12 protein-coding genes and 1 pseudogene are annotated in these 12,861 nt (G+C 70.6%); 5 read left to right on the forward strand and 8 right to left on the reverse strand.

All coding sequences use genetic code 11. The annotated features are described in order from the left end of the window. Positions 1–67: 67 nt before the first annotated feature. The 5 genes from ACFYXS_RS05955 to ACFYXS_RS05975 form a co-directional block, all read right to left on the reverse strand. A complete protein-coding gene (locus ACFYXS_RS05955) occupies positions 68–829 on the reverse strand; it encodes a response regulator transcription factor (protein WP_389244326.1) in 762 nt (253 codons plus the stop codon). A gap of 101 nt (positions 830–930) precedes the next feature. After that, the gene (locus ACFYXS_RS05960; RefSeq protein ID WP_389244328.1) at positions 931–3,588 is read right to left on the reverse strand and encodes an FtsX-like permease family protein; all 2,658 of its coding nucleotides are present in this window, start codon (positions 3,586–3,588) and stop codon (positions 931–933) included. Beyond that, positions 3,585–4,304, reverse strand: a complete 720-nt coding sequence (locus ACFYXS_RS05965) for an ABC transporter ATP-binding protein (protein WP_389244330.1) — start codon at positions 4,302–4,304, stop codon at positions 3,585–3,587. The genes ACFYXS_RS05960 and ACFYXS_RS05965 overlap by 4 nt, the downstream gene beginning before the upstream one ends. Next, positions 4,301–5,014 carry an ABC transporter ATP-binding protein gene (locus ACFYXS_RS05970; RefSeq protein ID WP_389244332.1) on the reverse strand — a complete coding sequence of 238 codons (714 nt, stop codon included), beginning with the start codon at positions 5,012–5,014 and terminating at the stop codon, positions 4,301–4,303. Before ACFYXS_RS05970 ends, ACFYXS_RS05965 begins: the two co-directional genes overlap by 4 nt. After that, positions 5,014–5,613 (reverse strand): hypothetical protein, encoded by a 600-nt coding sequence (locus ACFYXS_RS05975; RefSeq protein WP_389244334.1) that lies wholly within the window; start codon positions 5,611–5,613, stop codon positions 5,014–5,016. Before ACFYXS_RS05975 ends, ACFYXS_RS05970 begins: the two co-directional genes overlap by 1 nt. Before the next feature lie 158 nt (positions 5,614–5,771). Here ACFYXS_RS05975 and ACFYXS_RS05980 point away from each other — a divergent pair, with 158 nt between their 5' ends. Next, the gene (locus tag ACFYXS_RS05980) at positions 5,772–7,076 is read left to right on the forward strand and encodes a sensor histidine kinase (RefSeq protein WP_389244336.1); all 1,305 of its coding nucleotides are present in this window, start codon (positions 5,772–5,774) and stop codon (positions 7,074–7,076) included. A gap of 205 nt (positions 7,077–7,281) precedes the next feature. Continuing rightward, complete coding sequence (locus tag ACFYXS_RS05985; RefSeq protein WP_389244338.1) at positions 7,282–8,169, forward strand: hypothetical protein; 888 nt, start codon at positions 7,282–7,284, stop codon at positions 8,167–8,169. A gap of 53 nt (positions 8,170–8,222) precedes the next feature. On the opposite strand, the gene ACFYXS_RS05990 is transcribed toward ACFYXS_RS05985, so the two are convergent. Together ACFYXS_RS05990 and ACFYXS_RS05995 are read right to left on the reverse strand one after the other, a co-directional pair. After that, positions 8,223–9,158 (reverse strand): M56 family metallopeptidase, encoded by a 936-nt coding sequence (locus tag ACFYXS_RS05990; RefSeq protein ID WP_389244340.1) that lies wholly within the window; start codon positions 9,156–9,158, stop codon positions 8,223–8,225. Between the two features lie 12 nt (positions 9,159–9,170). Next, positions 9,171–9,554, reverse strand: coding sequence for a BlaI/MecI/CopY family transcriptional regulator (locus ACFYXS_RS05995; RefSeq protein WP_389244342.1), 384 nt, complete (start codon positions 9,552–9,554; stop codon positions 9,171–9,173). A gap of 141 nt (positions 9,555–9,695) precedes the next feature. Between ACFYXS_RS05995 and ACFYXS_RS06000 the strand changes: the two genes are divergently transcribed. The 3 genes and pseudogenes from ACFYXS_RS06000 to ACFYXS_RS06010 all read left to right on the forward strand — a co-directional run. Beyond that, positions 9,696–10,346 (forward strand): DedA family protein, encoded by a 651-nt coding sequence (locus ACFYXS_RS06000; RefSeq protein WP_389244344.1) that lies wholly within the window; start codon positions 9,696–9,698, stop codon positions 10,344–10,346. Further along, positions 10,343–11,560: a glycosyltransferase family 4 protein gene (locus ACFYXS_RS06005; RefSeq protein WP_389244346.1), complete on the forward strand. Its 1,218-nt coding sequence runs from the start codon at positions 10,343–10,345 to the stop codon at positions 11,558–11,560. Before ACFYXS_RS06000 ends, ACFYXS_RS06005 begins: the two co-directional genes overlap by 4 nt. Before the next feature lie 95 nt (positions 11,561–11,655). Then, a pseudogene (locus ACFYXS_RS06010) lies at positions 11,656–11,792 on the forward strand (undecaprenyl-diphosphatase); the annotation flags it as partial. Positions 11,793–12,006: 214 nt separating this feature from the next. On the opposite strand, the gene ACFYXS_RS06015 reads toward ACFYXS_RS06010, so the two are convergent. After that, the gene (locus ACFYXS_RS06015; protein WP_389244348.1) at positions 12,007–12,732 is read right to left on the reverse strand and encodes a hypothetical protein; all 726 of its coding nucleotides are present in this window, start codon (positions 12,730–12,732) and stop codon (positions 12,007–12,009) included. Positions 12,733–12,861: the final 129 nt, after the last annotated feature.

The raw sequence follows: 12,861 nt of genomic DNA on the forward strand, positions 1-12,861 counted from the left end.
TGGCGCTGCGTGCCCTGCGGGGGACGTCATCGTGATCTTGACACGGGCCCGGGGTCTCCGCGTCCACTTACCTGGGCGGTTGAAAGCCGGGTTCGGGGGACGAACCGCCGTGTTCAAGCCTGTAGCCGTGCCCCCGCAAGGTCGTGATTTCAGGCGGGCGGACCCCTGCCCGACCGGCGGCGGCACTCTCGTTCAGGCGGCGGCGCAGCGACGCGATCGTGACGTCCAGGGTCTTTGTGGGACCGAACCAGTTCTCGTCCCAGACCTGCGCCATAAGGGTCTCCCGTGACAGTGCCGCTCCGACGTGCCGGGCCAGGAGGGCCAGGACCTCGAACTCCTTGGGGCGCAGCGTGACTTCCTGACCGCCCAGCAGGCAGCGCCGCGCCATGGTGTCGATGGTCAGGTCGCCCACCCGTACGGGACCCTCCTGAGATGCGGCGACCGGTGGACGGCGGCGCAGGTGTGCGCGAAGTCGGGCCAGCAGCACGGAGAGACTGAACGGCTTGACCAAGTAGTCGTCGGCGCCCGCGTCGAGTCCGGCGATCACGTCGATTTCGTCGCTTCGTGCGGTGAGGATCACGATGAGCAGGGAAGGGTGGTCGGCACGCAGCCGGCGTGCGATGTCGACCCCGTCACTGTCGGGCAGTCCCAGGTCCAGCAACACCACGTCCGGTTCGGTGCGGGCTACCTCGGTGACGCCGCTGACACCGGTGCGGCACCACGTGCAGGCGTAGCCGCCGCCCCGCAGTCCGGTCTCCAGATGACGGCCGATCACTTCGTCGTCCTCGATCACGAGGATGCCGGTCAGCGGGGGAGAGGGTGCGGCCATGGTGCGAAGCGTAGGACGTACCGCCCAGGACGGGGCGCCGGACGGCTCGCGGCGGGTCGCGCCCGAGGGCGGTTCCCGCCGCGGCCGGTGCTGTGCCGGTGTCACAGATCGCGGAGTTCCTCGACGGCCGGGCGGGTGGCACGGCGAGTCGCGTTCCAGGCAGCGGCTGCGATCGCGGCGACGGCGACCAGGACCGTCAGGACGAGGTAGGCCCATGGCACGGCGATGGTTGCCGGTGGCGGATCGAAGACGCCGGTCAGGACCTTGACGAGCATCTCGGACAGTGCCCACCCGATCAGCACGCCCCCGGTCAGCCCGGCGGCTGTCATGACGCCCGCTTCGCTGAGCGCCAGGCCCCGCAGCTGGCGGCGCGAGGCGCCCAGCACGGTGGCGATGGCGAAGGTCCGGCGCCGTTCGGCCAGGCCCAGGGCGAGGACGATGCCTCCCGCCCCGGCAGCCAGCAGGACCGCGAAGACGAGCTCGATTCTGGTCAGTCCCGACAGGTCCACAGAGGTGAGACTGGAACCGACGGTGGAGCGCGTCCGCGTGATGTCCGTGACGGTCGCGGACGTCCCGAGCACGTCGTGCAGCCGGGTGGCGACGTCCGTCTGGCCGGCGCCGCCGGTGTCCACGAGGAACGCGCCGATCGCGTCGCTGCCGGTGGCCTGCGCCACGTACTCCGCGTTGGCGACGAAGAAACTGTCGCTGGGAGCGGTGGGGAACTCCTTGACGACTCCCGCATAGCGGAACGGCACGGTGCGCAGCGCGTTGCTGCGGCTGTCCTGGAGACGCAGATTGAGGGTGTCCCCGAGAGCGAGCTGGAAGTCCTTCACGGTCTCGTCACTGACCAGCACCGAGTCGGGATGTGCGGCAAGCGTGGCCATCAGGCTCTTCGCGGTGCCGCCCGCGAAGTAGGCGTCCTGCAAGGAGGTTGCCGAGGTGATGGTCGACGGGCGCACGCCGTACAGGTCCTGCAGGTCCGAGCCGACATAGGCGAATCGGTGCTGAACAGGCTCCACGTGCCGAACGCCGGCGACGGCGAGCCCACGGGCCGCGTCCGGGCCGACGTGGGTTCCCGGCGACTGGGTGACCGTTACGTCGGCACCGTTGGTCAGTTGCGCGTCGACTTCCGCCTGCTGCTTGTACGTCGCGTTGAACGTGGCTGTGGACGCCGCGAAGGACACCGCCAGCGCGAGCAGGACCACCGCGCGGGCCAGGGGACGGCGCCGGCGGGACATACCGGCCGCTGTGGTGCCTGCAAGTGTGCCGGTCAGCGGTCGCACCACTCGGGCCAGCGGGCGACGCCCATGGGCGAGAGCCAGGTACACCAGCCGCCACAGCAGCAACGCGGAGCCCAGCCAGAGCAGGGCAGGACCGAGGAACGCCCAGTAGGACACGGAGATGGCCGCGACACCCTCCGGAGCCAGGACCAACGCGTACTGATTACCGCTGGACGCCCGGAACACCAGGAGCGCGACGGCGATGAGCAGGACATCCACTCCGCACCGCATCCACCACGCCGAGCGCCCCCGGTCGACGCTGGAGCGGGCCTCGGCCACCGACACGCTGCGCAGATCCCGCACGGCCGGCACCAGTACCGTCGCGCAGGCGATGCCCAGCCCGAGCAGCAGCGCTGTGATGAACCAGCCCAGGGCGGCGGCGTTGCCGGCGCCGAACGCCCCCGAACCGAAGGCGAGTTTCCCGGCGAGCGCCGCGATGCCCAGCCCCGCCAGACCACCGCACAGGCCGACTGCCAGGGCCTCGCCGGCGGCGACCGCCGTCACCTGACCGGCGCGTATTCCCCGGGTGCGCAGCAGCGCCTGTTCCCGCCTACGCCGTTCACCGCCGGCGCCGGCGACCGACGCGGTCAGCAGTGCGGCGAGGACCACCCCGGGGACACCGAGGAACAGGAACAGGATCTGGGCGTACAGCGCGTCCTGGCGTGCTGCGTCCAGGGCGGCGCCGAGGTTGTCGCCCACGAGCGCCCCGCCCGCGGTGCGCGCCTCGAGGTTGTGTGCGGCGCCGGTGACAGCGGTGTAGGCGGCAGAGGGGTCGGCCGGCAGTGCGCCGTCTCGGCGGACATGGATCTGGGTGGTGACCGCGGAGGGGTCGGACGTCTTCTCCTGTGCGGTGAGCGTGGCGAACGTCGCCGACGGCAGCAGCAGGACGTTGTCCGGCGGTGCCGTCGGCTGGGACTGCGGTGGGGCGCCGACCTTCTGGAACAGGGAGTCGGCCTGGGGAAGGTCGACCACCCCGGCGACCGTCACCGTTGCCGGCTCACTGCCCGGGAGTTCGACCGTGACCGTGTCGCCGACGCCGGCGTGGAGGTTGGCCGCGGTCTGCTGGGCGAGCAGCACGCCGTGGGTGGAGCCGGTCAACGGGCGGATCTCGGCGGGAAAGTCCCGCTGGTAGTTGTCGGGCAGACCCAGCACCGAGCCGGGGCCGGTGCTCTGTGTGGTTCCGCCGGAGGTGGCCCGGAAGCCGGTGCTGCGGGCGAAGCCGACACTCCGCACGGTGTGCACACCGGGCGCTCGGCGCACCACGCCGAGCACGGTGGCCGGGTCGGCGCCCGGCTGGACCTCGACCTGCCAGTCCACCGCGACCGAACGGACGGCGCGGGAGGTCATCGTCGACTTCGACGCGGTCAGGAACGCTCCAAGAGCCGCCACGAGCGCGACGGCCAGGGCGACGCCGAGCGCGGTGCCCAGCAGGCGCCCATGACGGTGCCGGATGAGCCCCTTCAGCCAGGTGACGATCACGATGCGTTCTCCCGTGTCCAGGTCGGCCCCGTGGCGCGGGGAGTGCTCCTCGGCGCCGGCGTGAGCCGGCCGTCGCTCATCGACCACTGCTGGTCCAAGCGCCGGGCGATGGACGGATCGTGGGTCGTCACCAACAGCGCGGCGCCGAGGTCGTCGACGGCGGCGAGCAGGACGTCCATGACGTGCTGGCCGGTTGCCCGGTCCAGCTGTCCGGTCGGCTCGTCCGCCAGTACCAGCCGCGGCCGCATGGCCAGGACACGTGCGACGGCCACCCTCTGCGACTGGCCGCCCGACAGTTCGTCCGGCACCTTGTGCCGCAGGTCTGCCGCGTCCACGTGGCCGAGCGCAGCCAACGCCTGTTGTGTGGCTTGGCTTTCCGGAACACCGGCCAGGACAAGGGGGAGAGCGGTGTTCTCGGCCACGTTCAGCGCGGGGATCAGGCTCGGCCCCTGAAAGACGACACCGATGTGCGAGGCGACCCGACCGGTGAGGGCGGGCCAGGTCACCTCCCCCTGCGTGACGCGTTCCAGCCCGGCCATCAGATGCAGCACAGTGGACTTCCCCGATCCCGACGGCCCGGTGACCGCGATCCGGTCGCCCGCACGGACCTCGCAGCTCGCACCGTGCACCGCGACCACCGCTGTCGGCCCCCGGCCGAAGGTGAGCGCGGCATCCCGGCACCGCACCAAGACATCGTCCACCTCGTCGGTGGTCATGGCTGAATCCTCCCGTCGCGCAAGGCGATCACTCGATCGGCGATCTTCACGGCTTCGCGGCTGTGCGTGACGATGAGCACGCCGCGCCCCGACTCCGCGCGACCGCGTAGCAGCCGCAGAATCTCCCGCTCCGTGGCACCGTCCAGCTCCCCGGTCGGCTCGTCGGCGAGCAGCACGTCCGGATCGTTGACGAGCGCGACGGCCAGGCCGGCACGGGCCAACTCCCCACCGGACAACTCCTGCGGCAGGGCGCGAGCCCGCCCTCTGATGCCGACCTGATCCAGCAGCGCGCCGACATCCGCCGTGCCGACATTCGCCGTGCCGGTGCCGCGGGCGGCCGTGCGCGCGAGGCGCATGTTGGCGGTGACGTCGAGGTGGGCGATGAGATTGCCCGACTGCAGCAGGATGCCGACGCGACGCGCCCGGATGGAAGCCCGCAGTGCCTCTGACCGGTGGCTGATCCGCTCCCCGCCCACATGGACGACGCCGCCCGCAGGCTCGTCCAGCCCGGCCAGGCAAGCGAGCAGGGTGGACTTGCCGGAGCCGGAAGGACCGACCACGGCAACGGTCTCACCGCGTCGCACACTCAGGCTCACCCCCCGCAGGGCGAGGGTCTCCTCCTCACCCGCGCGGAAGAAGCGGTACAACTCCCGCGCGGTCAGGGCATCCGGTTGGGCGGCGGCTTCGTTCGGTTCGGCGACCGTGGCCATCACTGCCACCGCAGGGAGTCGGACACGATCCGCCAGGGGTCGACGTTGTCGGCCTTCACGGGCCCGGACAGCGTCAGGTCGACCTCGCGGCCCTGCTGGTAGAAGGCGTACCGCTCGAAGGCGTCGTGCACTGCCTTGCCCGTCACGGCATTCGTGGCGGAGTCTCCCTGATAGGTCAGCAGGACCGCCGACCCGGCGTTGCGGGTGACGGTGCTGACCTTCCCCAGCGCGAACTTGGGCACCTTCCGCTGCAGTGCGGGCACCACCTGTGCGGTCACCGACTGCGTCGTCGGGGCGGCGTTCGACGATGCCGCGGCGATCTCGATCCGGTTCAGCTTGTCGGTGAAGGTGACGGAGTCGCCGGATGCCGTGCGGGACCAGCCTTCGGGAACCTTGACCGTGAATCCTCCGGCCGGCGGCCGGTAGGTCACGAACGCCTGGTTGTCGGGGATGTCACCGGCTGGGTTGACCTCCTGCGTTCCCGCGGCACCACCGTCCGCGGTATCCGACGAACTCGTACCGCCACCGCACCCGGCCACCAGCGCCGCCATCACGGCACCGGCTGCTGCCGCAGAGAGGACGCGCCTGCGTCGCATCATGGATCCGCCCTTCGTGTTCGTGGCACGACATGTCATACCGCCGACGCTAGGAACCGGCCGGTTAAGCGCTTGTTCGCGGAAGGTGAGAGGACGGCAAAACCCGATCATGCGCCGTCACCGGGGCGTGGGCAGCGCCCGGTGGGGGAGATCATGGGGGCATGAGACAGCGTGTGGCCCGGGTGGCTCTGGTCGCCGCCCTCGTAGCGGTGGTCCTGCTGGCTGTGCCGCTGGCCCTGGTGATCCGGGCAGCGCTTTTCGCCGACGAGCGCGGCGAACTGGAGCGCGAGGCCCTGGCCGCCGCCGTGCGGGTGAGCCCGCAGTTCGCTGCCGGCGACGCGGTGGAGCTACCGGCAGCGCGCGACGGCGAACTGCTGGGGGTCTACGACACGGACGGGAACCGGCGCTGGGGTACGGGCCCCGCCATGGCGGACGCTGCCGTCCACCGCGCCGCCACGGGGAAAGTCGCACAACAGCAGTCGGCCGGCGTGATCGTCGTCGCCGTTCCCGTGTCCGACGCCGAACGCGTCATCGGAGTGGTCCGGGCCTCCGCGGACACCGGCCAGGTCTGGCAGCGCATCCTGCTGGCATGGCTGGCCTTGGTGGCCGTTGCCCTGTCCGCACTGGGTGTGGCCCTGCTCGTCGCCCGGCATCAGGCGCGGGCCCTGACCAGACCGCTGGAAGCCCTGGCCGGCACGGCCGCTCAGGTCACCGACGGCGATCTCACCGCCCGGGCCGCGCCATCGGGCATCGCCGAGATCGATCAGGTCGCCGCGACGCACAACGACATGGTCGAACGCCTCAGCGGCCTGCTGCGCCACGAACGGGAGTTCGCCACCAACGCCTCCCACCAATTGCGCACCCCGCTGACGGGACTGCAACTGGGGCTGGAGACGGCACTGTCCACGCCAGGAGCGGACCTGCGGGCGGCGACACACGAGGCCCTGGAACAGTCGCGGTACCTTCAGCACACCATCGACGAAGTGCTCCAACTGGCAAGGAGCGGAGCCCCCGCCACGGGCGGCACCGCGGTCCGCTCTGTCGGCGAGGTCCTGGCGCAGGCGGAGCGCCGGTGGCACGGGCCGCTGGCGCAGGACGGCCGCCGCCTGGCCGTCGCACCGGAACCCGGCACCGCCCGCCTCGGCGTTGCCGGCCGGACCAGCGATCAGATCCTGGACATCCTGCTCGACAACGCCCACCGGCACGGACAGGGCACGGTGCGGGTGACCGTGCGGGAGCTCGGGGGAGTGGTCGCCGTGGACGTGGAGGACGAAGGAACGCTCACGCTCGATCCGCACGCCCTGTTCTCCCGCGGCACCACCACGGGACACGGAAGCGGCATCGGCCTGGCGCTTGCCAGGGAGATGGCCGCCGCCGCGGACGGCCGCCTCACCCTGGCCCGTGCCCACCCGGCAACCTTCACCCTGCTCCTGCCCCACCGGGGAGAGGACCCGGGCAAGCCGTGATGACACACGGCCGGCCCCGTGCCCCAGGGGCTCCGGCGCGCCTACCGACGCCTTGGCGTGGTCGGTCCTAAGCTCCAGCTTGCTGTCTACATAACTGTAGACATATGTGGACAGGATCCCGCGAACGAGTGCCCGCGTTCCGGCGAGGTCACCCCTCCACTGCGGCCGTTCCCACGTCCACGACGGCACCCCAGGAGGGACAGAGGTGAAGAATCCTCGAACCGTTGCCCAACCCTCGTCCGGCATCGGCGAGACCGCAGGCGCCCGCACGATCAAGAAGCTGCCGCAGGTCGCCATGGCCTTCTGGATCATGAAGATCGCGGCGACGACGCTCGGCGAGACCGCGGGCGACCTCTTCGCCCAGACCCTGAAGATCGGCTACTTCCTCACCACGATCGCCCTGTTCGTGATCTTCCTGGTCACCCTGGTCGTGCAGCTCCGGTCGCGCCGGTACAACCCCTTCCTCTACTGGACGGTCATCCTCGCCACCAGCATGGCCGGCACCACGATGTCCGACTTCATGAACCGTGACGCCAGCGCCAAGTACCTCTCACCGGGTTCCACGACGCTCGGCTGGGGACCCCAGGGGCTCGGACTGGGATACCCGGCCGGAGCAGGCATCCTCGTCTCCCTGCTGATCGCGGTCTTCGCCGCCTGGCGCCTGACCCGGCTGCCGTTCACCCTCCAGGACATCACCACGTTTCGCGCGGAAGCCCTGTTCTGGACAGCCATCCTCGTGTCCAACACCCTGGGCACCTCGATGGGTGACTTCCTGTCCGACAGCTCCGGACTCGGCTACGCCGGAGGCGCACTGCTCATCACCGGACTGCTCGCCTGCCTGCTCGCCCTCATGTACGTACCGGCCGTGCCGAACGTCCTGCTGTTCTGGATCGCGTTCGTCCTCACCCGCCCCCTGGGCGCCACCGCGGGCGACTTCCTGACCAAGCCCACCGCCAAGGGCGGCCTCGACCTCGGCACCGCGGGCTCCTCAGCGGTGCTCCTCGCGATCCTGTTCGGATTCATGGGCCACGCGTATCTTCACGAGCGCCGAGGCGTCACGCCCCGGAGTGGAAGGCCGGCCCGGACCGCTTAGCGTCCCGCCGGGGCGGAGTTGCTCTCCACCCGGGAACAGCCGGCCCCGATGCGTCAAGCGCCGACGGCCTCCAGCAGGAAGTGGAGGTCGCGCACGGCATCAACGCTGGACACGGCAGCCATGGCCAGGAACACGGCGGTGCCGGCAGCGAGGGCGGGGTGGCGGCGAAGCGGCGGGGCAAGCAGAGCGGCCACGCGCCTGGGCACAGGTCCTGCGCCGGCGAGTGAGGGGGTGCCACGGCCGAGGATGCCCAGAGCAGCCCACGCGGGTCGGGCAGGAGCATGATGGGCGGCCAGCGCGGCCCTGCCGACCGTGTGGGCCACCCTCCTGCGGTCACCGGTGCCGGCCACCGCGTTCTCGTCGGCCCAGCGCTCGATCGTATAGGTCACCGCGGTGGCGAGAGGGCGCAGGAAGGGATTGGCGGCCGCCCCGAGCTGGGCGAGCGCGACGAAGGCGTAGTGATGGGCCGACAGGTGGGCACGTTCGTGAGCGAGCAGGATGTCGCGCTCGGGGACATCCAAGGTCCGCAGCATGCCGGTGGACACCACCACGCGGCCCGGCAGGCCGGGGATCGCGAAAGCGTCGGGGATATCGTCGTCGACCACGACCAGACCGTCCTGCGTGGGCATGCACGCCGCCTCCAGGACCGCGGCGGCCAAGGATCGGGCGCGGCGCCAGAGCATACGGACGGCCATCAGGACGGCGGCGCCCAGGAGCAGTCCCGCGATCAGTGCCACGGACACCTCGGCAGGATCGTTGTGCTGCGCGGCGCCGGCCGACCAGTGGCCGAAGCTTGCCAGCAGAGGGATCCGGATCAGGCCAGTGATCGCCAGCAGGCCCAGTGAGACGGTGCTCGCCGCCCCGAGGACCACGCAGACAGCGGTGAGCAGCCAGGTCGCCAGTCGCGGATCGCAGCGATCCGACAGAGGCCGCGCCCCGAGCGGGGCGAACAAGGACAGCAGCAGTGGCAAGTAGACGGCGATGCGCATCCGAACGCCCCTCTACGGATTCTGGTCGGGGCCGAGCAACTGACGCAGAAGCTCCGCGTCGGCGGTCGACAGGCTGTCGGCGAACCGGGCGAGCACGGCCTCGCGGTCAGGCCGCTGCTCCAGGACGGAACGCATACGGCGAGCGGCGAAGCCGGGCTCGTCGGTCACCGGAGCGTAGGCGTAGGCCCGGCCGCGTGGGATGCGGGTGAGCAGGTTCTTGGCGTACATGCGAGTAAGGATCGTCACCACGCTGCTGTAGGCCAGCTCACCTCCCAGCCGCTCGGAGACCTGGCCGGGGGTCATCGCGCCATCGGTCCGCTGCAGCACGTCGAGGATCTCCGCCTCGCGTTCGCCGTTCGCCCGCTTGGGGCCCCGGCCCTGGATAGGGGCGCTCATGAGGTTTGCCGGTCCTCCTCGTATCTTCTACAGTCACGTAGAACATCTACGGCGGTGTAAACGCCGTCGCCTCCCGAGTGTGCCATGCGCCCGTACCAGGCAGTCCAGACCCTGGCCTGCACACGACAGAAAGGCCTCCTGGTGCTTCTCGCCCTCAACCCGCTGGACGCCACATCACTGCTGACGGCGTTCGGCACGGTGGGTGTCTTCCTGGTGCTGTTCGCCGAGACCGGACTGCTGATCGGGTTCTTCCTGCCCGGCGACTCCCTGCTGTTCACCGCAGGACTGCTCTGCACCACCGGGGCGGACGGCCTGCATCTGTCCCTGCCCCGGGTGCTGGTGGCGGCCGCGGCCGGGGCGCTGCTCGGCGCGCACGTCGGCTACCTGATCGGCCGCCGCGCCGGAGGGGCCCTGCTGGGCCGTACCCGCAACCGGCACCTGATCGACGGCATGGCCCGGGCCGAGGACCTGCTCGCCCGGTACGGCCAAGGCAAGGCGATCGTCTTTGCCCGTTTCATCCCGGTCGTACGGACCGTACTCAACCCGCTCGCCGGGATGGCCCGTGTACCCACCAGGACCTTCACGCTGTGGCAGATCATCGGTGGCCTGGCGTGGACGGCCGGCCTCGTCCTCGGCGGCTACGCCCTCGGCTCGAGCGTCCCCGACGTCGACCGCTACCTGCTCCCGATCGTCGGCGTCATCGTCGCCGTCTCCCTGCTGCCGCTGGCCCTGGAACTGCTCCGCTCGCGCCGCCGCGCCGGCACGGAGACGACCCGGGAGCCCGGCGCATGAAGATCACGTTTCTGATCCACAACGTCTACGGGATCGGCGGCACCATCCGCACCACGCTCAACCTCGCCACGGCACTGGCCGACCAGCACGAGGTGACGGTGGTCTCGATGATGCGGCATCGTGCCCGTCCCCGCTTCACCGTCGACCCCCGCGTGACCATCGTGCCCATGGTCGACATCCGCCCGGACTCCGCCGACGCGGCCGAACCGCTGAGACAGGACCCAGCTCGCGTCTTCCCCACCGCGGAGAAGAGGTACAAGCAGTACAGCCGCCTCACCGACCAGCGCGTCGAGCAGTACCTGGGCACCTGCGACGCGGACGTCATCATCGGAACCCGGCCCGGCATCAACGTCTACCTGGCCCGCCTCGGCCCGGCCCGCGCCCTGCGCATCGCCCAGGAACACCTCACCCACGACGGCCACAGCAAGAAGCTCCGCGCCCACCTCGCCCGTTGGTACCGCGACCTGGACGCGGTGGTCACCACCACCGAAGCGGACGCAACTGCCTACCGGGCGAAGATGCGCCTGCCCGGCGTCCGTGTTCTGGCCATACCCAACGGCGTCCCCGACCCCGGTCTGCCGCCCACGCAGCAGACACCCAAGGTGATTGCCGCCGCCGGACGGCTGGTCCGCGGCAAGCGGTTCGACCTGCTCATCGAAGCGTTCGCCCAGGTCGCCGCCAAGTACCCGGAATGGGCACTGCGCATCTACGGCACGGGAACCGAACAGCGGCCGCTCCAGCAGCTCATCGACCAGTACGACCTGGGACAGCAGGCGCAGCTGATGGGCGCGGTCTCACCGATCGAGCCCGAGTTCGCCAAGGCGTCGATCGTCGCCTCCGCCTCCGACGCCGAGTCCTTCGGGATGACGCTGGTCGAGGCGATGCGCTGTGGCCTACCGGTCGTCGCCACCGACTGCCCGCTCGGCCCCGCCGAAATCATCGACGACGGTGTCGACGGCCGCCTGGTCCCCATGCGCGACCCGCAGGCCCTGGCCTCGGTGCTGTGTGACCTGATCGCCGACGAGCCCGGCCGACGCCGCATGGGCGAAGCCGCCCGTCACGCCGCCGAACGCTTCGACCCCGCCCATGTCGCCCGTGCCTACGAGGAACTCTTCACCGGCCTCGCCGCCACCCGGCGCTCCCGTACCTGGCAACGGCACATGGCCCGCTGGCGCGGCCGGGCGCGCCACGCCCTGCGCCGACTGCGCCGTTGACTTCGCACGCGCCGCACGTCGGCATTGGCCGGCACCGCGGCACCGAAACCAACCCGGATGAGCGCCGTCGGCATCGGCCAGGCCGCGGTCCTGCCGGCGCGGGGTTGCACGAACTGAAGGACGCCGTCGGCGCGGGCGTCGGAGCGGCTCCGCTCCTGGTCGGCACGCGGTCTCCCTCAACGCCTTCGTGGCCTACCGCATCGTCATCGGGGTGCTGTTGTTCGGGCTCCTGGCGCGTGCTCGTGCGGCTCCTGTGCGGCCAAGACGGTTTGGGGGTACGGCCGAATGTGTACATTCGGCCGTACCCCAGTGTGCAACCGGTCCGTACGACGACACCGGATCAAGAACCGCTGCCTGGCCGGAAGCCAGTCGGAGCCCCTGCCAGGCGCGAAGGGCTTCGAGGATCCCGCCCCCGGGCAGGTCATCGAAGCCCCGTCACCTGTCCACTACATGCGCGCCGCGGCCGATTCCGGTGCGGGGGTGGTCTCGTGCGCACGCTGGACGTCCGTCTTGGTGACCGCGAGGTAGCCGACCACCAGGACGATCAGGGCGAGCAGGACCAGTGTCACCGGTCCGTCACCGAGGCCGAGGCCTCCGACGGAGCGGGGCTTGCCCAGGCCGTCGGCGATGCATGCGCCCAGCGGACGGGTGATCACGTAGGCGGCCCAGAAGCAGAACACCGGATTCCAGCGCAGCCAGCGGTACCCCGCCGCCGGGATGAGGATCAGTACCGCGAACACGGCCGCGGAGGTGAAGTAGCCCAGGTGCAGGGTGAAGGCGGTGAAGTCGCCCAGCGCGGTACCCATCGCGAAGGTGGCGACGACGGTTGCCCAGTAGAACGCCTCACGGCGAGGGGAGTCGATGGTGTGAATCGACAGTGTGCCCTCGGTACGCCGCCACAGCCAGAACACGGCCAGCAGCAGCACCCCGTACAGGATGCTGGAGAGGGTGTACGGCACGCCGAGGGCCACGTGCACAACGTCGGCTGCCATCGTCCCGAAAATGCCGACCATGGCGACGGCGAACCAGTACGTCCACGCCCGGTAGCGAGCCTGGCGGAACTGGATCACCAGCGCGATGAGAAAGCCGGCGAATCCGAGCACCACCGCGAGCTCCGGCACCATGGCCTGGACGAGAAAGTCGGAAGCGCCCTCACCGAGCGCCGTCGACAACCCCTTTCCTATCCAGAAAGCGGTAACGATGGCGGGAACGCGAAGCGCGCCTTGGAAGACGCTTGCGGCAGGGCCGCCCGGACGAGCATGGGGCGCTATCGAAGTCACATGGGCACCCTACGGATCAGG

The sequence above is a fragment of the Streptomyces sp. NPDC002574 genome (assembly GCF_042889545.1).
Lineage (GTDB): Bacteria > Actinomycetota > Actinomycetes > Streptomycetales > Streptomycetaceae > Actinacidiphila.